This is a genomic window from Streptomyces sp. NPDC085460, assembly GCF_044541975.1.
GTDB lineage: Bacteria > Actinomycetota > Actinomycetes > Streptomycetales > Streptomycetaceae > Streptomyces.
This window is the reverse complement of record NZ_JBITTO010000006.1, coordinates 322093-346788: the sequence shown is the minus strand read 5'-3', so window position 1 is coordinate 346788 and position 24696 is coordinate 322093. Positions and strand designations below refer to the sequence as shown.

Here is a 24696-nt window from a genome sequence, read left to right as displayed (position 1 = left end):
CGCCATCTACAGGTGTCACGCATCCGTGAACACGCCCTCAGACATCTGTCTGAAAGGCCGGTCGGCGAGTGCGAGAATGGGGCCCGTGAAGGGCGATTACCAGGAGCTGGTGGACGAGATCTCGGCGCTGCTCGGCGCCCCGGCGACCCTGGAGAACCGCGACTTCGGGCTGATCGCCTTCGGAGCCCACGACAGCGACGACGACAGCGCCATGGACCCGGTCCGCACCCGCTCGATCCTGACCCGGAGGTCCACCCCGGCGGTCCGCGCCTGGTTCGAGGGCTTCGGCATCACCCGCGCGACCGGCCCCGTCCGCATCCCGGCCGCTCCGGACGCGGGCGTCTACCGCGACCGGATCTGCCTCCCCGTACACCATCGGGGTGTCGTCCTCGGCTACGTCTGGCTGCTGGACGCCGAGCCCGGCCCCTCGCACCAGCAGCTCACGGCCGCGATGGAGGTCGCCGCCCGGATCGGCGAGCTGCTCGCCGACGAGGAGCGGGCCGGCGCCGACCTCTCCCGCGAGCTGCGGGCCGCCCTCACGGCGGAGCGCGGCTGGCAGTACGACATGGCCGTCGCCGCCCTCCGTACGGCCCTCGGCCCGGACGCGGAGGGCCTGCACGCCCTGGTCTGCGTCGCCCCCTGGAGCGGCGAGGACTCCCCCTCCCCCCGTACGGTCCCCGGCGCCGCCGCCCTCTGCGCCCTCCCCTGGCGCGGCCCGGCCGGCCCGTACGCGGCCGCGGCCCCGGGAGCCGACCCGGCCTCCGGCGGCCCGGCCCGTGGCACCCGCCCCGCGTCCGCCGGCCCCGGCCCCGGGCACGCGACGGCGACCGGTCCCGGCGGCGCGTCCGCCGCCCCCGGCGCCGGCCCGCTGCGCGCGCTCGCCGTGCTGGTGCGGCTCCGGTCCGCCGACAACCTCTCCCCCGCCACCACCGCCGCCGAACGGCTGCGCGGACCCGCGGGACCGGCCGCCGTCGCCGGCGTCGCCGCCCCCCGCCGGGGTCTGGGCGACCTCGACCGGTGCTGGCACGAGGCGACCGCCGCCGCCCGGGCCGCGCACGCCCAGCCCCGGCTCGGCCCGCTCGCCCACTGGTCCGGGCTCGGCCCGTACCGGCTGCTCACCGCCCTCCCCCCGGCCGAGCCCGATCCCGCGGTACGGGCCCTGCTCGGACCCGCCCACACGGAACTGGCCCGCACGGCCGAGGTGTTCCTCGACCACGCGGGCCAGGCGGGCCGCGCGGCGGCGGCCCTAGGCATCCACCGGCAGACCCTCTACTACCGCCTCTCCCGCGTCGAACAGCTCACCGGCCTCGACCTGGACACCGGCGAGGACCGCCTCCTCCTCCACATGGCCCTGAAGACGGCCCGGCTCTGAGGTACCGGCTCTGATACACCGGCTCTGAGGGTCCGGCCGGTTCAGCCGGTCGGCCCGGCGTCCCGCAGCTCCCACCACCGGGCGTCCCACCGCCAGCACCCGGCGGAGTCCCGCATGGCCCAGGTGTGCGCGAGCCGGCCCTCGTCGTCGCCGAGGACGAGTTCGATGTGCCCGTTCCAGCGCGAGGTGCCGGCGAGGCGCGTGTAGGCGGCCGGCGGCGGCTCGGGGAAGGGGCCGGTGTACAGGCCGCCGGGCCGCAGGACGCAGCGGTCGCCGGCGAGGACGACCAGAGCCTCGTCCGGCAGCGGCACGACGGCGCGCACCGGGCCGTCCTCGTCCGGCTCCCGCCGCCACCGGCCCGTGGCGCCCCCGTGGCCGCGCCACACGGTGCCGGACCGGTCGACGGCGGCGAGACCGCCGCAGGCGACGCCCGGCCGCAGGGCCACCAGCTCCCCGTGGGTGCCCGGCACCGGCGCCCAGGGCGCCCACCCGTCGTCCTCCCGCCGCTCGCGCTGCCAGCCGACGCCGTCCCCATCGACCGCGTACAGCCGGTGCGCGGCCCACGGCGCCCCGGCCGCCGCGATGTCCGCCAGCGGGGCACCGCCGGGTGTCGGGACGGACTCCCACGCCGACCAGTCGTCGACCGGCACGAAGGTCTCCGGGTCCACGGACAGGGCCCGCTGCCACAGCCGCCCGTCGCGGTCGAGGAGCCACAGGTGCTGCCGGTACGCCTCCGGGGCGCCGGCCGCCAGGGCGGCGGCGGGCGCGGGCGCGTCCATGGGGTGCCACTTGCTCCAACCGGAGACGTTCCAGCCGTGGCACAGTCCGCGGGAGTCCGCCGCGAAGACCTCCAGGTGCGGGTCGCCGTAGGAGGCCACGGCGAACGCCGCGTGCGGCAGCGGGCGGGTGGGCGGGAGCGGCACCGTCCCGGCCAGGTCCCGCAGCCGGCGCGCGGCCGCCCGCGCGGTGGGCCGATCCGCGGGCTCGGCCGCGAGCAGCTGCCGCACCAGGCCGGCCGCGCGCGGATCCGTGCCGCGGGCGCCGAGCGCGTCCAGGAGCTCCCGGGCCAGCCGGGCCGCCTCCTCGGCGCGCGGCTCGGTGACGTGCGAGGGCAGACCTCCGAGCAGGCACTGGGCGAGGACGACGCCCAGGGCCCAGGCGTCGTCGGCCGGCCGCACCTCGCGGCGCCCTCCCTCGACCGCCGCCAGCCGCTGCGGCGACATGTAGGACGGGGTGCCGCCCAGGTCCCGGGCGACGGTCTCCCGCAGGGCCGTGGCCACGTTGAAGTCCGCGATCTTCCACAGGCCGCGGCAGCGCACGATGTTGCCGGGCTTCAGGTCCGCGTGCACCAGTCCCCGGCCGTGCACGTGCTCCAGCGCCTCCGCCACCCCCGCGAGCGCGGCGGCCGCGTCGTACGGCGGCAGCGGGCCCACGGCGTCCAGGTGGTGGCCGAGCGAGCGGTCGCCCAGCTCCATCACCTGCACCAGGCAGCCGGCGTACGGCCCTTCCGGGGCGATGAAGGCGTCCACGTACGCCACCGCGTGCGGGCAGCCCATCAGCCGTTCCTGGACCCGGATCTCGTCCAGGGCCCGGCGGCGCTGCTCCGCGTCGCCCCGGGCGTGGTAGATCTTCACCGCCCGGTGCTCGACGTGTCCGTCCATGTCCGGCCGCACCCGGCGGGCCGGCAGCACCCGCGCGAAGTGCCCGCTGCCGAGCGGCGCGGTGTCGTCGACGAGCCAGTCCCCCACCCGTGTCTCCGCCATTCCCGGAGTGTACGAGCGCACCGCGCCGGCCGGGGCGGGATCGCGGGCACAGCACCGCACCCGGCCGCCGGACGGCCCCTGAGGGGCGGTCGTCCGGGGACCGGGTGCGGAGGGAGGCCGTGCGGGCGGGGCGTCAGATCAGGTTGACCGAGCGGGCCGAGGTGGCGCCGATCTCCGTGGAGATCTCCGCGATGACGGCCGCCGGGACGGTGTCGTCGACGGTGAGCACGACGAGCGCCTCGCCGCCCTCCTCCGTACGGGAGACCTGCATGCCCGCGATGTTCAGACCGGCCTCGCCGAGGATCCGGCCGACGGTGCCGACGACGCCGGGACGGTCCTCGTACCGCAGGACGACCATGTGGTCGGCGAGGGCGAGGTCCACGTCGTAGTCGCCGACGGCGACGATCTTCTGGAGGTGCTTGGGGCCGGCCAGGGTGCCGGAGACCGACACCTCCTCGCCGCTGGAGAGCGTGCCGCGCACGGTGACCATGTTGCGGTGGTCGGGCGACTCGGAGCTGGTGGTGAGGCGGACCTCGACACCGCGCTCCTGGGCGAAGAGCGGGGCGTTGACGTACGACACCGTCTCGTCGACGACGTCCTCGAACACGCCCTTGAGCGCGGAGAGTTCGAGCACCTTGACGTCGTGCTGGGTGATCTCGCCGTACACCTCGACGTCGAGGCGGGCCGCGACCTCGCCCGAGAGGGCGGTGAAGATGCGGCCGAGCTTCTCGGCGAGCGGCAGACCCGGCTTCACGTCCTCGGCGATGACACCGCCCTGGACGTTGACCGCGTCCGGGACCAGCTCGCCGGCGAGCGCGAGGCGCACCGACTTGGCGACGGCGATGCCGGCCTTCTCCTGCGCCTCGTCGGTGGAGGCGCCGAGGTGCGGGGTGCAGACGACCTGGTCGAGCTCGAAGAGCGGGGAGTCCGTGCAGGGCTCCTTCGCGTACACGTCGAGGCCGGCGCCGGCGACCCGGCCCTCCTTGATGGCCGAGTACAGCGCGGCCTCGTCGACGATCCCGCCGCGGGCGGCGTTGACGATGCGGACGCTCGGCTTGACCTTGTGCAGCGCCTCGTCACCGATGAGACCGACGGTCTCGGGGGTCTTCGGCAGGTGGACGGTGATGAAGTCGGCGACCTCCAGGAGCTCGTCCAGGGCCAGCAGCTTCACCCCCATCTGGGCGGCGCGGGCCGGCTGCACGTAGGGGTCGTACGCGACGATCTTCATGCCGAAGGCGGACATCCGCTGGGCGACGAGGACGCCGATGCGGCCGAGGCCGACGACGCCGAGGGTCTTCTCGCTGAGCTCGACGCCGGTGTACTTGGAGCGCTTCCACTCGCCGTTCTTCAGCGCCGTGTTGGCCTGCGGGATGTTGCGCGCGGTGGCGACGAGCAGACCGCACGCGAGCTCGGCCGCGGTGACGATGTTGGAGGTCGGGGCGTTCACGACCATCACGCCGGCCTTGGTGGCGGCGGACACGTCCACGTTGTCCAGGCCGACGCCGGCGCGGGCGACGACCCGCAGCTTCTTGGCGGCGGCGATGGCCTCCGCGTCGACCTTGGTGGCCGAGCGGACGAGGATGGCGTCGACGTCGGCGATCGCGGGGAGCAGCTGGGCGCGGTCGGCGCCGTCGCAGTGCCGGATCTCGAAGTCAGGGCCCAGGGCGTCGACGGTGGCGGGCGACAGCTCTTCAGCGATGAGTACGACAGGTTTCGAGCTCACGTGAGTCCTCACAGAGGCAGTGCGGACGGCCGTCCCGACGGCCGCAGGCGGTGGAGGGGGCTTGCCGCGTGGAAGCGCACGACGCTGTGGGCCAGACGCGATGTTGTTGAGCAGTGTAGTGCCGCATCGGCGCACGTCGTACGCCTCGTTGGAAGGATCACCCGTCCGTGGTTGGACGGGGTGTCCAAGGATGCGGCACGGGGCCGGACAGCGTGTCCGGCCCCGTGCCGAGGGGCTTACGCCTCCTCGTCGTTCACCCAGCTCATGAGCTTGCGCAGCTCCTTGCCGGTGGTCTCCAGGAGGTGCTTCTCGTCCTGGGTCTTGTACTCGTTGTACTTCTTCAGACCGCCGTGGTACTCGTCCATCCAGTTCTTGGCGAAGGTGCCGTCCTGGATCTCGGTGAGGACCTTCTTCATCTCGGCCTTGGTGTCGGCGGTGATGACGCGGGGGCCGGTGATGTAGTCGCCCCACTCGGCGGTCTCGGAGACGGACCAGCGCATCTTCTCCAGGCCGCCCTCGTACATGAGGTCGACGATGAGCTTCAGCTCGTGCAGGCACTCGAAGTAGGCGATCTCCGGCTGGTAGCCCGCCTCGACCAGGGTCTCGAAACCGGCCTTGACGAGCGCGGAGGCGCCACCGCAGAGGACGGCCTGCTCGCCGAAGAGGTCGGTCTCGGTCTCCTCGGTGAAGGTGGTCTTGATGACGCCGGCGCGGGTGCCGCCGATCGCCTTGGCGTAGGAGAGGGCGAGCGCGAAGGCGTTGCCGGTCGCGTCCTGCTCGACGGCGGCGATCGCGGGGACGCCGCGGCCCTCCTCGTACTGACGGCGGACCAGGTGGCCCGGGCCCTTCGGGGCGACCAGCGCGACGTCGACGCCGGCCGGGGGCTTGATGAAGCCGAAGCGGACGTTGAAGCCGTGGGCGAAGAACAGCGCGTCGCCGTCCTTCAGGTTCGGGGCGATGGACTCCTCGTAGACCTTGGCCTGGATCGGGTCCGGGATCAGGATCATGATGAGGTCGGCCTCGGCCGCCGCCTCGGCGGGGGTGACCACGCGCAGGCCCTGCTCCTCGGCCTTGGCCTTGGACTTCGAGCCCTCGTGCAGACCGACGCGGACGTCGACACCCGAGTCGCGGAGCGACAGCGCGTGGGCGTGGCCCTGGCTGCCGTAACCGATCACCGCGACCTTGCGGCCCTGGATGATCGAGAGGTCGGCGTCGGCGTCGTAGAACAGCTCGGCCACTGGAAATCTCCTTGAGGTGCTGGTGTTGCGTCCCACCGTACGGCGGGGAGCGGAAGGAAGGTTGAGGGGTCTCGTCAGGCGGACCGCCGGATGGACCGGCGGTCAGCCCCCGTGGACGGTGCGGAGCGTCACGCGCTGCGGTCGAGTGCCCGCAGGGACCGGTCCGTGATGGACCGGGCGCCACGCCCTATGGCGATGGTGCCCGACTGGACGAGCTCCTTGATGCCGAACTGCTCCAGCATCTTGAGCATGGCGTCCAGTTTGTCGCTCGAACCGGTGGCCTCGATGGTGACGGCCTCGGGCGAGACGTCGACGGTCTTGGCGCGGAACAGCTTGACGATCTCGACGATCTGGGAGCGGGTCTCGTTGTCGGCGCGGACCTTCACCAGGACGAGCTCGCGCTGGATCGCGGCGCTGGGCTCGAGTTCGACGATCTTCAGGACGTTGACCAGCTTGTTGAGCTGCTTGGTCACCTGCTCCAGGGGCAGGGACTCGACGTTGACCACGATGGTGATGCGGCTGATGTCGGGGTGCTCGGTGACGCCGACGGCGAGGGAGTCGATGTTGAAGCCGCGGCGGGAGAACAGGGCGGCGATCCGGGCGAGGATGCCGGGCGTGTTCTCGACGAGGACGGAGAGCGTGTGCTTGGTCATGGTGTGTGGTCTCTTCCCTGTGGCTCTTCGCTGCTCAGTCGTCTTCGCCGTCGCCGAAGTCGGGGCGGACACCCCGCGCGGCCATGACCTCGTCGTTGGAGGTGCCGGCGGCGACCATCGGCCAGACCTGGGCGTCCTCGTGGACGATGAAGTCGATGACGACCGGCCGGTCGTTGATCGCGTTGGCCTCGGCGATGACCTTGTCGAGGTCGTCCGGGGACTCGCAGCGCAGGGCGACGCAGCCCATGGCCTCGGACAGCTTCACGAAGTCCGGGACGCGGGTGCCCTTGGCCTCCGGGTTGATGTCGTCCGGACCGGAGTGCAGGACGGTGTTGGAGTAGCGCTGGTTGTAGAAGAGGGTCTGCCACTGGCGGACCATCCCGAGGGCGCCGTTGTTGATGATGGCGACCTTGATCGGGATGTTGTTCAGGGCGCAGGTGGTGAGCTCCTGGTTGGTCATCTGGAAGCAGCCGTCGCCGTCGATGGCCCAGACCGTGCGCTCGGGCATGCCGGCCTTGGCGCCCATGGCGGCCGGGACGGCGTAGCCCATGGTTCCGGCGCCGCCGGAGTTCAGCCAGGTGGCCGGCTTCTCGTAGTCGATGAAGTGGGCGGCCCACATCTGGTGCTGCCCGACGCCCGCGGCGTAGATCGTGTCCTCGGGGGCGAGCTGGCCGAGGCGCTGGATGACCTGCTGCGGGGAGAGGCTGCCGTCCTCGGGCATGTCGTAGCCGAGCGGGTAGGTCTCGCGCCAGCGGTTCAGGTCGGCCCACCAGGCGGTGTAGTCGCCCTTGTTGCCCTCGGTGTGCTCGGCCTGGACGGCCTGGACCAGGTCGGCGATGACCTCGCGGGCGTCACCGACGATCGGGACGTCGGCGGCGCGGTTCTTGCCGATCTCGGCCGGGTCGATGTCCGCGTGGACGATCTTGGCGTACGGGGCGAAGCTGTCCAGCTTGCCGGTGACGCGGTCGTCGAAGCGGGCGCCGAGGGCGACGATCAGGTCGGCCTTCTGGAGCGCGGTGACGGCGGTGACGGCGCCGTGCATGCCGGGCATGCCGACGTGCAGCGGGTGGCTGTCGGGGAAGGCGCCGAGGGCCATCAGGGTGGTGGTGACCGGGGCGCCGGTCAGCTCGGCCAGGACCTTCAGCTCGGCCGTGGCGCCGGACTTGATGACACCGCCGCCGACGTACAGGACCGGGCGCTTCGCGGCGGAGATCAGCTTCGCGGCCTCGCGGATCTGCTTGGCGTGCGGCTTGGTCACCGGGCGGTAGCCGGGCAGGTCGGTCTGCGGCGGCCAGGAGAAGGTGGTCTTCGCCTGGAGGGCGTCCTTGGCGATGTCGACCAGGACCGGGCCCGGGCGGCCGGTGGAGGCGATGTGGAACGCCTCGGCGATGGTCCGCGGGATGTCGTCGGCCTTGGTGACCAGGAAGTTGTGCTTGGTGATCGGCATCGTGATGCCGCAGATGTCCGCCTCCTGGAAGGCGTCCGTGCCGATGGCCTTGGAGGCGACCTGGCCGGTGATCGCGACCAGCGGGACGGAGTCCATGTGCGCGTCGGCGATCGGGGTGACCAGGTTGGTCGCGCCGGGACCACTGGTCACCATGCAGACGCCGACCTTGCCGGTGGCCTGGGCGTAGCCGGTGGCGGCGTGGCCCGCGCCCTGCTCGTGGCGGACCAGGATGTGCCGGACCCGGGTGGAGTCCATCAGCGGGTCGTACGCCGGGAGGATGCAGCCTCCGGGGAGGCCGAAGACGGTGTCCGCGCCCACCTCTTCGAGAGAGCGGATGAGGGACTGCGCGCCCGTGACGTGCTCGACGGTGGTGGCGGGCGTCGCGCCGCCGCGGGGCCGCGGCTGCGGATGGTGCCCGGTGGCCTGCTCGGTCATCAGCATCTCTTCTCGAAGCAGAGGGTTTTTGCGGGGTGTTTTACGAGGTTTTGCGTCGACTTGGGAGAGACCCAGTGCAACAAAAAACCCCTCGTGCCGGAAGGCAAGCGAGGGGAGCGCGTCGGGTGGTTCTCAGCGGGCCTGCGGGGGCCCGGCCTCAGCCGACGCGCTGTCCAAGTACGAGAATTCGGGTGCGCATGGCACTGACCCTCCCTCTCGGGCCGCGCCACTGTCAAGTGGGTGGGACGCGCGTCTCATCATGTGAGCGGATCGGGGGACGGTTTCCGCCGTGCCTCCCGGCCCGTCCCGGCGGGTACGGAGACGGTCCCGGGCAGCGGGAAGTCACCCCGGACGAGGGCCCGCCGCAGCCGGTACTCGTCGAGCGGGCCCGAGAAGGCCATCCCCTGCGCGTGGCGGCAGCCCATCGCCCGCAGGGCCAGCGCCTGCTCGGGGACGTCGACGCCCTCGGCGACGGTCTGCATGCCCAGCTCCCCGGCGATGCGGAGCACCCCGCTGGTGATCTTGCGGAGCCGGGCGGACTCGACCACGCCCTCGACGAGTCCTCTGTCCAGTTTCAGTATGTCGATCGGGAGCCGTCTGAGGGCGTGGACGGCCACGTGTCCGCTGCCGAATCCGTCCAGGGCGATCCGTACGCCGAGCCGGCGCAGCGCGACCAGGCGCTGCTCCAGCTCGTCGAGGGGGATCCGGTGGTCGGTGTCGGCCAGCTCGATCACGAGGGAGCCGGAGGGCAGCCCGTGCCGGGCGAGGAGCGCCTCGACGGTGCCGAGCGGGACCGAGCGGTCGAGGAGGCGGCGGGCGGCGAGCCGGATGGTCACCGGGGTGCGGTGGCCGCTGCCGGCCCGCTCGGCGGCCTGCTCGACCGCCTCCTCCAGGAGCCAGCGGCCCAGCTCGGCGGTGCGCTCGCCGTCGTCGGTGACCCGCAGGTACTCCGCCGGGGTGAAGAGGATGCCCTGGGCGGAGCGCCAGCGGGCCTGCGCGCTGACGCCGGAGATCCGGCCGGTGGCGAGGTCGACGACCGGCTGGTGGAGCAGGGCGAACTCTCCGTCGTGGAGCGCGCTGCGCAGCCGGGCGGCGAGTTCGGTGCGCCGGACGACCTCGGCCTGCATCTGGGGCACGTACAGCTCGACCCGGTCCTTGCCGCCGGCCTTGGCCCGGTACATGGCGAGGTCGGCGTTGCGCAGCAGGTCGCCGGCGCCGATGCCGGGCTCGGCGAAGGCGACGCCGATGGAGGCGGCGACCCTGACCTCGGTGCCGCCGTCGACGTGGTAGGGGCGGGAGAGGGTCTGCCGGAGCCGGTCGGCGATCTCCTGGACCTGGCTCTCGCGGGCGGACCGGTCGTGCACACCGTCGCCGAGGATGAGGGCGGCGAACTCGTCGCCGCCGAGCCGGGCGGCGGTGTCCCCGGAGCGTACGGCCTCCTGGAGGCGGCGGCCGGCCTGCACCAGGAGGTCGTCCCCCGCCTGGTGGCCGAGCCGGTCGTTGACCGCCTTGAAGCCGTCGAGGTCGATGAAGAGGACGGCGGTGCCGGCGTCCGAGGAGCGGCGGCCGCCGAGCGCCTGTCCGACCCGGCGGGTGAAGAGCGCGCGGTTGGGCAGGTCGGTGAGCGGGTCGTGCTCGGCGTTGTGCTGCAACTGGGCCTGGAGCCGGACCCGTTCGGTGACGTCGCGGCTGTTGAAGATCAGGCCGCCCTGGTGCCGGTTGACGGTGGACTCGACGTTGAGCCAGTCGCCGTCCCCTGAGCGGAAGCGGCACTCGATCCGGGTGGTGGGCTCCTCGGCGGGCGACGCGGCGAGGAAGCGGCGCACCTCGTGGACGACCGCCCCGAGGTCCTCGGGGTGGATCAGCGAGGCCAGTTCGGATCCGACCAGTTCCTCGGCGTCCCGTCCGTACACCCCGCTGGCGGCGGGGCTGACGTACCGCAGGACCCCGCTGGGCGCGGCGATCATGATGACGTCGCTGGAGCCCTGCACGAGCGACCTGAAGTGGTTCTCCTTCTGCGCCAGTTCGTGGGTGAGGGCGATGTTGTCGATGAGCATGATGCCCTGGCGGACGACGAGCGCGAGGACGACGGCGCAGCCGGTGAGGACGACCACGCGGTCGATCCGGCGGCCCTCGACCACGTTGTAGAGGATGCCGAGGGTGCAGACGGCGGCGGCGAGGTACGGGGTGAGGGCGGCGAGCGAGCCGGCGATGGGCCGGCTGGGCACCCCCGGCCCCCGGACGGGGGCGGTCTCCGGCGGGCGGCGGACGCCCCAGGGGGCGTAGGCGAGCAGCAGGGAGCCGGCGAACCAGCCGGCGTCGAGCAGCTGGCCCGAGACGTAGTTGGCGCGCAGCAGCGGCGAGGTGAAGAGGGCGTCGCAGAGCACGGTGAGGGCGAGCGCGGCGATGGCGGTGTTGACTGCCGAGCGGTTGGCCTGGGAGCGCCGGAAGTGGAGCGCGAGGACCATGCTGACGAGCACGATGTCGAGCAGCGGGTACGCGAGCGACAGCGCGGCCTGGGCCACGGACTCGCCCTGGAAGTGGGCGGTGTGGGCGAGGGCGAGGCTCCAGGAGAGGGTCAGCAGGGACCCGGCGATGAGCCAGGCGTCGAGCCCCAGGCAGACCCAGCCGGCCCGGGTGACGGGCTTCTTGGCGAGGACGAGGAGGCCGACGATGGCGGGCGGGGCGAAGAGTAAGAAGAACAGGTCGGCGACGGAGGACTCGGGGACCTCCTGGTCGAGCACGACCTCGTACCAGCCCCAGACGGCGTTCCCCGCGCCGGCCATGAAGGACGAGAAGGCGAAGAGGAGCCAGGCGGGCCGGGTGCCGCCGCGCTCGGTCCTGGCGTAGAGGAAGCAGGAGAAGGCGGCGGTGAGGGCCGCGGCGCTGAGCCCGAAGTCGCCCATGAAGAGGGCGAGCCGGGGCGAGCCCCAGCCGAGGGCGGCGCCGGTGGTGTAGCCGGCGCAGACGAGGCCGAGGGCGATCTGGGCGAGGAGCGAGCCGGCCCAGGAGGCCGGCCGCTCCGGCCCGGGCACGGCCTGTCCGGGGGCGGTCTGTCCGGGCGCGGCCTGTCCGGGGCCTGCGGGCGCGGTTCCGCGCCGCATGACGGCGGTCGCGCCGGGGCCGGTCACCGGGTGGTCCTCTCGTCCCTCTCCGTGCCCGAAGCCGCCGCCCCCTCCGTCCCCCCCGCCGAAGGCGTGCGGGACGCCGTCGCGCGGGGCGACGGCCCGACGGCCGCCGCCGGCCTCCCCGCCGCGCGGGGCGGGGAGGCCGGAACGTACGGGCGCAGCGCCCCGCGCGCCGGAGGCGCGGGCGTACGGCTCCCTGACGGCGGCACGAAGGCGCGCCGGGTGGGGTGCGGCGGGGTCGGATGAGGCCGGGCCGAGTGAGACCAGACCGGGTGAGGCGGTGCCAGGTGAGGCCGGGCCTGTCGAGGCGGGGCCGGATGCGGCCGGGCCTGGCGAGGCGGGGCCGGATGAGGCCGGGCCTGGCAAGGCGGGGCCGGGTGAGGCGGGGCCGGGTGGGGACGGTTCGCGGGCCGGGACGGGGCCTGCCTGCTGCGGCGCCTCGGTGCCGCGGTGGGGCAGGTCCGGGGCGTCGGTGTGCGGCGGTGCCTCGTCGATGCGTTCCGCGCGGTGGGGCGCGGCCTGGTCCGGCACCGGACGTACGAGACCGGCAGCGAGGCGCGGGAGGTCGGCCGACGGCGTCGCCGCGCGGGACCGTCGGTCCTCCGGCCGTGCTTCACCGGTCGCCCCCCTCGGATTCTGATGGCCCGTCACTTCGCTCCCCAGCGTCAGCCCGTACACGACGCAGTCCCCCGATCCGGGACGATACACCAGAACCGTCACTCAGGGACAGGGGTGCAGTACTCTCCGTGACGGCCAGGGGGCTTGCGGGCGGCGCGCGAGGGGGCGCGCACCGCCCGGCGGCGTCAGGTGGTGCGGAGCACGTTCGCGAGCTCCTCCCCGGCCGCGAACCGTCCGACCTGTCCCGCGATCAGCCGCTTCGCCCTCGGCATGAACGCCGAGGTGGATCCGCCGACATGAGGGGTGACGAGAACACCGGGAGCGTGCCACAGCGGGTGCCCGGCCGGCAGCGGTTCCGGGTCGGTGACGTCCAGGGCCGCCGTGATCCGCCCGCTCTCCACCTCCTTCAGCAGGGCGTTCGTGTCGACCACCGGTCCGCGGGCGACGTTGACGAGCAGCGCCCCGTCCTTCATCCGGGCGAGGAAGCCCGCGTCGGCGAGGTGCGTGGTCTCCGGGGTGAGCGGGGTGGAGAGCACCACCACGTCGGCCTCGGGGAGCAGGGCGGGCAGGTCGGCCAGGGCGTGCACGGGGCCGCGGGCCGTGGTGCGCGCGGAGCGCGCGACGCGCGCCACCCGCGCGCATTCGAAGGGCGCGAGCCGGTCCTCGATCGCCGAGCCGATCGATCCGTACCCGACGATCAGGACGGACTTGTCGGCGAGCGCCGGGTAGAAGCCGTCGCGCCACTCCTCGGCGTCCTGGCCGCGCACGAAGCGGGGGATGCCGCGCAGGGAGGCGAGGATCAGGGCGAGGGTGAGTTCGGCGGTGCTGGCCTCGTGGACGCCCTTGGCGTTGCAGACCGAGACGCCGGGGCCGAGCGAGCCGAGCCCGGGCACGACGTGGTCGATGCCCGCGGAGAGGGTCTGGACGACGCGCAGCGAGGTCATCGCGGCCAGCGGTCGTACCGCGACCGCGGAGCCCTTCATGTACGGGACGACGTAGAACGCGCAGTCGGCGGGATCGGCCGGGAAATCGGCTCCGCCGTCCCAGAAACGGTAGTTCAGCCCCGACGCGCCCGGGTCGGGCAGCCCGGCGATCTCGTCGGCGGGGATCGGAAGCCACACGTCAGCGGTGGTGGGTGCGAGTGTCATGACCGGGAGGCTATGCGAAGAATCCCGCGCGCCATTGGTTACTTTGGGGGGCGGCACAGGGAGGGGTAGCGGCACGTGGAGCGCAGGACTATCGGGGCGACGGCGCTCGACGTGGGGGCTGTCGGCCTCGGCTGCATGCCGATGAACTGGGCCTACGGCCGGTCGGAGCAGCGGGGGGACCGCTCGCTGCGGGCCGTGCACGCGGCGCTGGACGCCGGGGTGAGCCTGCTCGACACCGCCGACATGTACGGCCCGTTCACCAACGAGCTGCTGCTGGGGCGGGTGCTGAAGGAGCGCCGGGCGGACGTCTTCGTGTCGACGAAGTGCGGACTCCTCGTCGGCGACGGGCACGTGGTCGCCAACGGGCGTCCGGAGTACGTGCGCCGGGCCTGTGACGCCTCCCTGCGGCGCCTCCAGACCGACGTCCTCGACCTGTATCTGCTGCACCGCGCCGACCCGGAGGTGCCGGTGGAGGAGACCTGGGGCGCGATGGCGGGCCTCGTGGCGGCGGGCAAGGTCCGGGCGCTCGGGATGAGCGCGGTCGGGGTGCGGCGGACCCGGCGTTCGCGGACCGGCGATCTGTACGAGGGAACGATCCGTCAGCTGGCCCGGGTGCAGCAGGAGTTCCCGGTGGCGGCGGTCCAGGCCGAGCTGTCGGCGTGGGCGCCGGAGGCCCTGGCGCGGCTGCTGCCCTGGTGCGCGGCGCGCGGGGTCGGGCTGCTGGCGGCGATGCCGCTGGGCAGCGGTTTCCTGACCGGGACGCTGACGCCGGGGGGCGGTTTCGAGCCGGACGACCCGCGGGCCCGGCATCCGCGGTTCACGGCCGAGATGATGGCGGCGAACCAGCCGCTGGTGGCCGGGTTGCGGCGGGTGGCGGCGCGGCACGGCGAGGGGGTGACCGCGGCGCAGGTGGCGCTGGCGTGGGTGCTCGCCCAGGGCCGGCACGTGGTGCCGGTGCCGGGGACGAAGCGCGAGCGGTGGGCGGTGGAGAACGCCGGGGCGGCGGGGCTGCGGCTCACCGACGGCGACCTGGCCGAGCTCGCGGCGCTGCCCGCTCCCCGGGAGTCCTGGGACCAGCGGGACTGACCCCGCTCTGACCTGCGGTTTCGGGGAAGATCCCAGAAAGTCGGCCGGAGGCGGGAACGTGATCGGCGCGAGCGGTGTATCAAAGGTGGAAGGGATGCCGCTCGACCTCTCGAACCGTCGAAGGGACACCGGATCATGAGCCGTCCTGCTGTATTGAGGGCCCTGGGGGCCCTCACCGCGCTGGTGTTCGCGGCGGGCTGTTCCTCGGGCGGTGACGCCGGCTCCCGGGGCACCTCGCCGCCGGGTTCGCCCCCAACTTCCTCGGCCGGCTCCCCCACCGGCTCCCCCACCGGCTCCGCGCCCGCGAGCCCCGCGGCTGAGGGGCGGGTGACGGTGGCGGGGACGCTCACCGAGGGGCTGCGGTCGCCGTGGGGGCTCGCCGCGCTGCCGGGCGGTGACCTGCTGGTCTCCTCGCGGGACGAGCGGACCGTCACACGGGTGGACGGGCGGAGCGGGGCGCAGACCCCGCTGGGCGAGGTGCCCGGGGTGGTGCCGGGCGGCGAGGGCGGGCTGATGGGCCTCGCGGTGCGGGACGGGTGGGTGTACGCCTACCTGACCGCCGAGTCGGACAACCGGATCGTGCGGATGCGGTACGGCGGCGGGGCCGGCGACCGGCTGGGCGCGCCGGAGCCGGTGCTCACGGGCATCCCCAAGGGCACGGTCCACAACGGCGGCCGGATCGCCTTCGGACCGGACGGGATGCTGTACGCGGGGACGGGCGAGACGGGAGAGACGGGGCTCGCGCAGGACCGGGAGTCACTGGGCGGGAAGATCCTGCGGATGACGCCGGAGGGGAAGCCGGCGCCGGGCAATCCCTTCGCGGGTTCGGTGGTGTATTCGTACGGCCACCGGAACGTGCAGGGGATCGCGTGGGACGACCAGGGGCGGCTGTGGGCGGCCGAGTTCGGGCAGAACACCTGGGACGAGCTGAACCTGGTCGAGCCGGGGAAGAACTACGGCTGGCCTGAGGCGGAGGGGCAGGCGGGCGAGGCGCGGTTCGTCGACCCGGTGGCGCAGTGGCCGACCTCCGAGGCGTCGCCGAGCGGCATCGCGTATGCCCGGGGCGCGGTGTGGATGGCGGGGCTGCGGGGCGAGCGGCTGTGGCGGATCCCGCTGTCGGGCGCGGAGCGCTCCGGGGAGCCGGAGGCGTTCCTGGCCGGGGAGCACGGGCGGCTGCGGACGGTCCTCGCGGACGGCGCCGGGCGGCTGTGGCTGGTGACGAGCGAGACCGACGGCCGGGGCACGCCGGGGTCGGGGGACGACCGGATCCTGCGGCTCGACGTGAGATGACGGCCCCGGCCCGGTGCGGCTCCCGGCCGGGCGTGGGGCGGGGTCAGCGGGGGGTGTCGAGGAAGTGCAGGCGGTGGGCCATCGCGGCGGCCTCCCCGCGGCCGGAGACGCCGAGCTTGGCGAGGATGTTGGAGACGTGGACGCTGGCGGTCTTCGGTGAGATGAACAGCTCCTCGGCGATCTGCCGGTTGGTGCGGCCGGCCGCGACCAGGCGCAGGACGTCCTGTTCGCGGGGGGTCAGTCCGAAGGCGTCGGCGTGCGGCTCGGGCTCCGGGGCCGCGGCGGCCGGGTCGGCGGTGAGGGGGATCCGGGCGCGGGCGGCGAGCAGTTCGACGTCCTCGCGGAGCGGGCGGGCGCCGAGGGCGACGGCGGTGGCGTGGGCCTGCCGGAGCAGGGCCGTGGCCTCCTCGCGCCGGCCGCCCTCGGTGAGGAGGGCGTCGGCGAGCCGGTGGCGGGCGCGGGCCAGCGGGTAGGGCTGGTCGAGCGGGGTCCACGCCTCGACGGTCTCGGTCCAGCGGGCGGCGGTCTCGCGGCCCTCGGCGCGGGCCAGTTCCTCGGAGACCTGGGCCGCGTGGGCGGCCCAGACGGGGGCGGGGGCGGCGAGGGCGCGGACACAGCGACGGACGGCGGCCAGGGCCTCGGCGCGGCCCTCCTCTGCGGCGGGCAGGCCGCGGCTGTCGGCCTCGGCGGTGACGGCGGCGAGGACGAGCGGCCAGCCGTAGCGGTGGGTGCCGGGCGGGAAGCCGCTCTCGGCGGCGGCGGCGAGCCGGGCGCGGACGTCGGCGAGGCGGCCTTCGGCGGCGGCCGCGGCGAGGTCGATGCCGGCCAGCGGGAGGGTGTACTGCGGGATCGGGTCGCGGGTGCCGTAGACGGCGCGGGCCTCGTCGAGGTGGCGGGCGGCGGTGGCGGTCTCGCCGCGGGCGACGGCGATCTGGGCGAGCCGGAGGTGGGCGGAGCCGCGGGGCTTGGTGCTGGTGGCGGAGGAGAGGAGGCGTTCGGCCTCGGCGCGGGCCTCGTCCCAGCGGCCGAGGGAGAAGAGGGACTCGGCCCTGTTGCCGCGGATCCAGCTGCAGGACTCGACCAGGCCGCGGGCGCGGGTGAGTTCGAGGCCGGCGTCGGAGAGAGCGACGGCCTCGGCCGAGCGGCCGAGGGATTCCAGGGCGGAGACGAGGTTGATGTGGGCGCGGGCGGCTTCGTGGAACTGGCCGAGGGCGGTGGTGCGTTCGCGGACCGCGTGCATCTCGGCGAGGCCGGCCTCGCGTTCGCCGGCGGCGACCATGATGGTGCCGAGGGTGAGGCGGGCGTTGAGTTCGGTGGCCTCGGCCTTGACCAGGCGGGCGTACTCGACGGCGCGTTCGGCGGCGGCGAGGGAGTCGGGGCCGGGGTTGCGGAGCATGCCCCAGCCCGCGGCTCCGGCGAGGACGGTGGCGTGGACGGCGGACGGCGGCAGGCCCTTGACGAGCTCCTGGGCGCGGGAGATCTCGGCCCAGCCGTCGCCGCGGCCGAGGTTGGACTGGAGCCGGGCCTTCTCGGCCCAGAACCAGGCGGCGCGCAGCGGGTCGTGGTCCTCGTCGCCGTCGAGGAGGCGGAGCGCCGTCTTGCCGATCTTGAGGGCGCGTTCGCGTTCGCCGCAGAGACGGGCGGCGACGGCGGCCTCGGCGAGCAGGTCGAGGTGGCGCAGCGGGGTGGTCTCGGGGTCGCAGCCGCAGGGCGGGTAGGACTCGGCGTAGTCCATGGGGCGCAGGCCGGCGCGGACCTCGGCGGGGGCCTCGTCCCAGAGCTCCATGGCCCGTTCGAGGAGGCGGAGCTGTTCGGCGTAGGCGTGGCGCTTGCGGGTGGCGACCGAGGCGTCGAGGACGGCGGGGAGGGCCTTGGCGGGGTCGTGGGCGTGGTACCAGTACGTGGCCAGGCGGGTGGCCCGCTCGTCGGGGCGGACGAGGCCGGGGTCGGCCTCCAGGGCTTCGGCGTAGCGCCGGTTCAGGCGGGAGCGTTCGCCGGGGAGCAGATCGTCGCTGACGGCCTCGCGGACCAGGGAGTGACGGAAGCGGTAGCCGTCGCCGTCGGGGACGGCGAGGAGGAGGTTGGCGCCGACGGCGGCGCGCAGGGCCGCGATGAGGTCGTCCTCGGCGAGGCGGGAGACGGCGGCGAGCAGCCCGTGCTCGACGGTGGAGCCGCCTTCGGCGATGATCCGGGCGACCCGCTGGGCGTCCTCGGGGAGGGCCTCGACGCGGACCAGGAGCAGGTCGCGGAGGGAGTCGCTGAGCGGGGCGATGCCCTCGCCGCAGGTCTGGGAGGCGATGAGCTCCTCGACGAAGAAGGCGTTGCCGTCGGAGCGGTCGAAGATCTCGTCGACGAGGCCGGGGGCGGGTTCGGCGGCGAGGATGCCGGTGAGCTGGCGGTGCACCTCGGTGCGGGTGAAGCGGGAGAGCTCGATGCGGCGGATGGTCCGCATCCGGTCGAGCTCGGCGAGGAGGGGGCGGAGCGGGTGGCGGCGGTGGATGTCGTCGGCGCGGTAGGTGGCGACGACGACGATCCGGCCCCGGCGCAGGGTGCGCAGCAGATAGGTGAGGAGGTGGCGGGTGGAGGTGTCGGCCCAGTGGAGGTCTTCGAGGACGAGGACGAGGGTGCGGTCGGCCGCGAGCCGTTCCAGCAGGCGGACGGTGAGCTCGAAGAGGCGGGCGGTGGCGTCCTCGTCGCCGGAGTCGGCGCCTCCGGGGTCGCCGAGCTCGGGGAGGAGGCGGGCGAGTTCGCCCTCGTGGCCGTCGGCGGCGGCGGAGAGCTCCTCGGGAAGGTGGCGGCGCAGGGTGCGCAGGGCGGTGGAGAAGGGGGCGAAGGGGAGTCCGTCGGCGCCGAGCTCCACGCAGCCGCCGAGGGCGACGACGGCTCCCGCGGCGCAGGCGGCGTCGCGGAACTCCTCGACGAGCCGGGTCTTGCCGACCCCGGCCTCACCGGCGACGAGCAGGGCCTGGGGCTCTCCCGCGGTCGCGCGGGAGAGCGCCTCGGTGAGGGCGGTGAGTTCGCCGGCGCGGCCGACGAAGACGGGACTGACGGACCTGGTCTCCACGGCGCCGAGCATCGCACAGGCGCCCCGCTGGTCACTCATACGGGGGTCACGCGACCTGGGTGTAGCGGTCCCTGCCGGCACTCACCCGCCCCTCGGTTTCGTGGCGGCCGGCCCGGCGGGCGGCCTTGGCGGCGCGGGCGGCCTCGCGGCCGAGGCGCTGGACACCGGCCTCGCGGACCAGCTCGGCGTGGGCGGCGCGGTGGAGTTCGTACTCGAACATGGGGTGCTCCCTGGGCTTCGGTTTCGGTATCGCTCCTTGCGATGCCTCTACCTTCCTCGCCCAGCCGGTGCGGGGGCATCGGGCGAGTGCCGCATGTTCGGCGTACGGGGGGCCTTAGGGAGGTCCGGGGGGTGCCTTAGGGCGTTCCCGGGCCTCCCCCGTACGGCGGTGAGGGGGTGCCTAGGCGGGTCGGGCGGCGCGCCAGTCGGGGGCGAGGACGGCCCAGATCTCGGTGTCGGCGCGGGTGCCGCGGTGGGTGAAGTTCTCGCGGAGGACGCCGTCCCTGGTCATGCCGAGCCGGCGGGCGACGGCGATGCTGGACTGGTTCTTCGTGGAGACGAGCCATTCGACGCGGTGGATGCCGCGCCGGTCGACGGCCCAGTCGATGAGGGTCCGGCAGGCGCGGGTGACCAGGCCGCGGCCGACGGCGGCGGGTTCCAGCCAGCAGCCGACCTCGGCGTTGCCGGCGGCGACGTCCATGGTGCGGAACATGACGCCGCCCAGCAGGGTCCCGTCGGCCCAGATGCCGTAGATGCGCCCGGCGTCGTTCGCGGTCTTCTCGGCGTAGGAGCGGAGGAAGGCGCGGGCGGAGTCGAGGTCGTGGACGGCGTCGGCGAGGCCGATGTGGGTGCCGATGAACTCCCGGCCGCGCTCCATGTGGGCCAGGAACTCCTCCGCCTGCCAGGCCTCCAGGGGCCGCAGCTCGGCGCCGTCGTCACCCAGCGATATCGCGAACATCCTCGTTCTCCTCCGTGGTCGGTGCCGTCACACGCTGCCCGGGGATCTTCGCACGGACGTCGGCGGCGGCACGGGACTCCGGCGGCTCGATGCTGATCCGGGGCAGGATCCGGTCGAGGCTGCGGGGCAGCCACCAGTTGGCGCCGCCGAGCATGTGCATGAGGGCGGGGACGAGGAGGGTGCGCAGGACGAAGGCGTCGAGGGCGACGGCGGCGGCGAGCGCGATGCCGAACATCGCGATGACCCGGTCGCCGGAGAGGACGAAGGCGAGGAAGACCGCGATCATGATGACCGCGGCGGAGTTGATCACCCGGCTGGTCTCGGCGAGGCCGACCCTGACCGCGCGCCGGTTGTCGCCGGTCTCCAGCCACTCCTCGTACATCCGGCTGACCAGGAAGACCTGGTAGTCCATGGAGAGGCCGAAGAGGACCGAGACCATGATCACGGGGAGGAAGGGCTCGATCGGTCCGGCGCTGCCGAGGCCGAGGAGTTCGGCGCCCCAGCCCCACTGGAAGATCGCCACGACGATGCCGAAGGCGGCGGCGACGGCGGCGATGTTCATGGCGGCGGCCTTGAGCGGGATGCCGATGGACCGGAAGGCGAGCAGCAGGAGCAGGCAGCCGAGGGCGACGACGACGCCGACGAAGAGCGGGAGCTTGCCGACGATGATCTCGGCGAAGTCGTCGTACGAGGCGGTGATGCCGCCGACGTGGACGTCGAGGGAGGTGCCGGACTCGGCGGCCGGGATCACGTCCTGGCGGAGCCGGTCGACGAGCTCGCTGGTGGCCTCGGACTGCGGGGAGGAGTCGGGGACGACGGTGAGGAAGGCGGTGTCGCCGGAGCCGTTGTAGGTGACCGGGGAGACGGAGGCGACGCCCTTGGTGGCGGCCAGCGCGTCCGGGAGCTGGTCGAGGGCGACCCGGTCGTCGGCGCCGTCGAGACCGGCGACCAGGGTGAGCGGGCCGTTGACGCCGGGCCCGAAGCCGTCGGCGAGGAGGTCGTACGCCTGCCGGGTGGTGGCCGAGGCGGGGTTGTTGCCCTGGTCGGAGGTGCCGAGGTGGAGCGAGAGGGTGGGCAGCGCGAGGACGGCCATGACGACGGCGGCGACGGCACCGAGCAGCTTGGGGTGGCGCTCGACGAAGGCGGACCAGCGGGCGGCGAAGCCGGTGGGCAGCTCGGGCTGCGGCCCGTGCTCGGCGAGCGCCCGGCGCTCGCGCCGGGACAGGGCGCGCATGCCGATGAGGGAGAGCAGCGCGGGCAGCAGGGTGACCGAGGCGGCGACGGTGAGGACGACGGTGAGGGAGGCGGCGAGGGCGACGCCGTTGAGGAAGCTCAGCCGGAGGATGAGCATGCCGAGGAGGGCGATGCAGACGGTGGCGCCGGCGAAGACGACGGCCCTGCCGGTGGTGGCGACGGCGGTCTCGGCGGCCTCGGCGACGCTCAGGCCGCGTTTCAGGCCCTTGCGGTGCCGGGTGACGATGAAGAGCGCGTAGTCGATGCCGACGCCGAGGCCGATGAGCATGCCGAGCATGGGGGCGAAGTCGGCGACGGTCATGACGTGCCCGAGGAGCACGATCCCTGAGTACGCGATGCCGACGCTGACCAGGGCGGTCGCGATGGGCAGCAGGGAGGCGGCGAGGGAGCCGAAGGCGAGGAAGAGGACGACGGCGGCGACGGCCACGCCGACGGCCTCGGCGATGTGTCCGCCGGGCGCCTCGGTGAGGGCGACGGCGCTGCCGCCGAGCTCCACCTGGAGCCCGTCGGCCTCGGCGGCCTTCGCGGTGTCGACGAGGGCCCGCGCCTGGGCGACGGGGATGTCGTCGGCCTGCTCGCGGAAGGTCACGGTGGCGTAGGCGGTGTGCCCGTCCTCGCTCACCTGGCCGGGCGCGGCACCGGCCCCGTACGGGGAGGCGACGGAGGCGACGCCGGGGAGGCCGGCGACCTTCTCCAGCATGGGCCCGACCCGGTCCTGGACGCTGTCGGCGCGGACGCTGCCGCGCTCGGTGTGCCAGACGATGGTGTCCGTGTCGCCGCCGAGGCCCTCGAAGCCGCGGTCGAGGAGGGCGGTGGCGCGCCCCGACTCGGTGCCGGGCACCTCGTAGTCGTTGGAGTACGCGCTGCCGGCGAAGGCGGCGGCGCCGCCCACTCCGACGAGGGCGAGGACCCACAGGAGGACGGCGACGAGGCGGTGCCGGATGAACCACCGTGCGATGGCTGCCAAAGGACGTGCTCCCTGCCTGGATCGGTGCTCGGGGCCCACTGTCGCAGGCATACGTGATCGTTTGCCCGTTTCGTGTCGATCCTCACAGCTCACGCGAGGGCGGAACCACCACCCCGCCGCCACCCCCGGACAGGCCCGGCTCGCCCCAGCTCCCCGGCCGGGTCGGCATCCTCGTCGGCGAACGTGGCGCGGTTCACAGAAGCGATGGCCGGTCCTCAGGCGCAAACCGCTTGGTTCCGGCCATTGCCGCATCGCCGGTGTCCCTTCTGGGCGGGCTGCGGGGTGTCCGGGAGGTGGTGTGGCTGCGCTTCTGCGAACGGTCGGGGGGTGTCAGGGCGGGTGCGGGAGGTGTGTCTTTCGGGCGGGGGTTCTCCGGTTGACCACGGAGGTGGCCGAACGGCAAGCTGACTTCCTGTCATTCACTGTGCCTTGGGGGAAAGTTGAGCAAGTCGGCACACCACATCGGGCCTGACTCCGCACCGGACCGCTACCGGCTGCTGCGTTCCATCGGACGGGGCGGGGAGGCGGTGCTCTATCTCGCCGAGATCGAGCTAGCGGGTGGTACCGAACCGGTCGTCGTCAAGGTCCTGGACTCCAAGACGACGATCACGCCGGAGATCTTCGAGCGGGTCAGCCGCAAGTGGAACGAGCAGGCCGAGCTGCTGCGTTTCGTCAGCCGCCCCGGGGTCGTCGGCGTGCGCGAGCACTTCCAGGGCTCGCCCATCCACGCGCCCGGCGAGTCCGGCACCCTCACCGGGCGGGCCCTCGTCCTCGTCATGAACCACGTCGACGGCCTCGATCTGCGCGACTGGCGCGCCGAGCGGACGCTGGCGACGCCCGCCGAGCGGCGCGAGGTCATGCGGACGCTCGAACAGCTCGCGGACGTCCTCGACTGGCTGCACTCCGGCAAGGCCACTCCGTCCGGCCGGACCGTCGTCCACGGCGACCTCTCGCCGGGCAACGTGATGGTCGACGAGCACGGCCAGGCCACCCTCGTCGACTTCGGCCTCAGCAAGCTGACCGCCGACCACCAGACCGCCGAGGTCTGGTTCACGCCCGGGTACGCGGCGCCGGAGATCTTCGAGGGGAAGCGGACCCCGGCCACCGACCGGTACGCCTTTGGTGCCATCGCCTACTTCCTGCTGAGCGGCCAGTCCCCGCCGGCCACGCCCGAGCAGCTCGCGGCCGCGTTCGCCGGCGTGCCGCAGATCGCCGCGCTGCCGGCGGACCAGCGGAAGAAGGTGCTGGCCATCGCGGCGGCCGACGCGGACAAGCGCCCGCTGTCGCTGTCGTCGTGGGTCAAGGAGGTCCGGCACGGGGTGGTCTCCACGACCACGACCTCCCGCCCGGTCGGCCCCCAGGACGCCGGGCCTCAGGACGCCGGCCCCCAGGACGCCGTCCCGCCCCGGCCGGCCGGCGCCCCGGCCGTGCCCCCGGTCCCGGCGGCCCCGCCGGTCGGGCCTCCGCCGGCCGAGCCCCCGGCCGCGGCACCCCAGGACGCGGCCCCTCAGGACGCCGCGCCCACGCCTCCGCCGGCCCAGCCGCCGGCCCCCGCGCCCGCCCCGGCCCCCGCCGCCGTTCCGGCTGCCGCCGACACGGCCCCGAGCGGCTTCGGCGCGCCCGCGCCGGGCCCGGTCGGACCGGTGGGGTACGACGCCGGGCAGGGCGCGTACGGGCCGCCGACCGCCGGGATACCGACGTACGGCGGACCGGGTCACGGCGGCCAGGGGTACGGGCAGCCGACGGCCGGGATGGCCGCCGTCGGCGGGCCGGGCGGGCCGACCGGCCCCCGGCCGCAGCGCTCACCCGCCGGGCCGCGCAAGCGCCGCAAGGGGCCGCTGATCGGCGCCGTCGCCGGAGTCCTCGTGATCGCCGCCCTCGCGGTGGCCGGGATCCGGCTGCTCGGCGACCGCGACGCCGGGAACGGCAAGAACGAGCAGGCCGCCGGCGCCGGCTCCTCCGCCCCGGCGGCCGCCGAGACGCCCACCGAGGAGCCCACTCCGACGGAGACCACCGAGGAGCCGACGACCGAGCCGACCACCGAGCCGACCACGGAGCCGCCGTCCGAGGAGCCGACCGTCGACCCGACCGCGAGCGGCAGCCCGTCGCTCAACCCCGGTTCCGTCCCGGACGCGACCGAGGCCGACCTCACCACGCTCGCCTCCGTCAGCGACCCCGACGACTTCGAGATCGGCAGCGCCAAGATCAACACCAAGGAGTACGGCGCCGCGCTGATCGGCGACTGCTACAGCGGCGCCTACGTCGAGTACGACCTCAACCGGGAGTGGAAGAGCTTCACCTTCACGGCCGGCGTCGACGACGGCTCCAGCATCGAGACCGCGCGGATCATCGTCTCCATCGACGACAAGCCCGCCCTCTTCAACGAGACGGTGGACCTGGGCAAGCCCATCACCACCTCCCTCAAAATCGAGGGCGCCCTGCGGCTGCGGCTCAAGGTCGAGGCGACCTGCACCGACTCCGGCAACGGCATCATCGCCGCGCCGATGCTCAGGCGGTAGCCCGTACGACGCGGAGTGGCCCCGCACCGGACG

General features: G+C 74.0%; 14 protein-coding genes and 1 pseudogene. 4 read left to right on the top strand and 11 right to left on the bottom strand.

Features of this window, described 5'->3' with window-relative positions; genetic code table 11:
- Nucleotides 1-85 precede the first annotated feature (85 nt).
- Nucleotides 86-1372 carry a PucR family transcriptional regulator gene (locus ACIGHB_RS17905; protein ID WP_399914105.1) on the top strand — a complete coding sequence of 429 codons (1287 nt, stop codon included), beginning with the start codon at nt 86-88 and terminating at the stop codon, nt 1370-1372.
- Nucleotides 1373-1413: 41 nt separating this feature from the next.
- Here ACIGHB_RS17905 and ACIGHB_RS17900 read toward each other — a convergent pair whose 3' ends face one another.
- From ACIGHB_RS17900 to ACIGHB_RS17870, 7 genes and pseudogenes are all read right to left on the bottom strand, one after another.
- A complete protein-coding gene (locus tag ACIGHB_RS17900; protein ID WP_399914101.1) occupies nt 1414-3135 on the bottom strand; it encodes a protein kinase in 1722 nt (573 codons plus the stop codon).
- Nucleotides 3136-3268: 133 nt separating this feature from the next.
- A complete protein-coding gene (gene serA / locus ACIGHB_RS17895) occupies nt 3269-4858 on the bottom strand; it encodes a phosphoglycerate dehydrogenase (RefSeq protein WP_360317355.1) in 1590 nt (529 codons plus the stop codon).
- Nucleotides 4859-5094: 236 nt separating this feature from the next.
- A complete protein-coding gene (ilvC, locus tag ACIGHB_RS17890) occupies nt 5095-6096 on the bottom strand; it encodes a ketol-acid reductoisomerase (protein ID WP_043219930.1) in 1002 nt (333 codons plus the stop codon).
- Between the two features lie 128 nt (nt 6097-6224).
- Nucleotides 6225-6749: an acetolactate synthase small subunit gene (gene ilvN, locus ACIGHB_RS17885; RefSeq protein WP_360317359.1), complete on the bottom strand. Its 525-nt coding sequence runs from the start codon at nt 6747-6749 to the stop codon at nt 6225-6227.
- Between the two features lie 34 nt (nt 6750-6783).
- Nucleotides 6784-8637, bottom strand: coding sequence for an acetolactate synthase large subunit (locus ACIGHB_RS17880; RefSeq protein WP_360317361.1), 1854 nt, complete (start codon nt 8635-8637; stop codon nt 6784-6786).
- Between the two features lie 226 nt (nt 8638-8863).
- Nucleotides 8864-11735, bottom strand: a pseudogene (locus ACIGHB_RS17875) (putative bifunctional diguanylate cyclase/phosphodiesterase).
- Between the two features lie 827 nt (nt 11736-12562).
- Nucleotides 12563-13525: an NAD(P)-dependent oxidoreductase gene (locus ACIGHB_RS17870; RefSeq protein ID WP_391077588.1), complete on the bottom strand. Its 963-nt coding sequence runs from the start codon at nt 13523-13525 to the stop codon at nt 12563-12565.
- A gap of 75 nt (nt 13526-13600) precedes the next feature.
- Between ACIGHB_RS17870 and ACIGHB_RS17865 the strand changes: the two genes are divergently transcribed.
- Both ACIGHB_RS17865 and ACIGHB_RS17860 read left to right on the top strand, forming a co-directional pair.
- Nucleotides 13601-14611, top strand: a complete 1011-nt coding sequence (locus ACIGHB_RS17865) for an aldo/keto reductase (RefSeq protein ID WP_399914095.1) — start codon at nt 13601-13603, stop codon at nt 14609-14611.
- A 135-nt stretch (nt 14612-14746) separates the two neighbouring features.
- A complete protein-coding gene (locus ACIGHB_RS17860; protein WP_399914092.1) occupies nt 14747-15901 on the top strand; it encodes a PQQ-dependent sugar dehydrogenase in 1155 nt (384 codons plus the stop codon).
- Between the two features lie 43 nt (nt 15902-15944).
- On the opposite strand, the gene ACIGHB_RS17855 is transcribed toward ACIGHB_RS17860, so the two are convergent.
- The 4 genes from ACIGHB_RS17855 to ACIGHB_RS17840 all read right to left on the bottom strand — a co-directional run bounded on the left by ACIGHB_RS17855 (nt 15945) and on the right by ACIGHB_RS17840 (nt 22144).
- Nucleotides 15945-19004, bottom strand: coding sequence for an AAA family ATPase (locus tag ACIGHB_RS17855; protein ID WP_399914089.1), 3060 nt, complete (start codon nt 19002-19004; stop codon nt 15945-15947).
- Nucleotides 19005-19011: 7 nt separating this feature from the next.
- On the bottom strand, nt 19012-19185 hold the full coding sequence (locus ACIGHB_RS17850; protein WP_360317370.1) for a hypothetical protein: 174 nt from the start codon (nt 19183-19185) through the stop codon (nt 19012-19014).
- Nucleotides 19186-19365: 180 nt separating this feature from the next.
- Nucleotides 19366-19923: a GNAT family N-acetyltransferase gene (locus ACIGHB_RS17845; RefSeq protein ID WP_399914085.1), complete on the bottom strand. Its 558-nt coding sequence runs from the start codon at nt 19921-19923 to the stop codon at nt 19366-19368.
- On the bottom strand, nt 19901-22144 hold the full coding sequence (locus ACIGHB_RS17840) for an MMPL family transporter (RefSeq protein WP_360317374.1): 2244 nt from the start codon (nt 22142-22144) through the stop codon (nt 19901-19903). The genes ACIGHB_RS17845 and ACIGHB_RS17840 overlap by 23 nt, the downstream gene beginning before the upstream one ends.
- Before the next feature lie 440 nt (nt 22145-22584).
- Here ACIGHB_RS17840 and ACIGHB_RS17835 point away from each other — a divergent pair, with 440 nt between their 5' ends.
- Nucleotides 22585-24663, top strand: coding sequence for a protein kinase (locus ACIGHB_RS17835; protein WP_399914081.1), 2079 nt, complete (start codon nt 22585-22587; stop codon nt 24661-24663).
- The last annotated feature ends 33 nt before the right edge of the window (nt 24664-24696 follow it).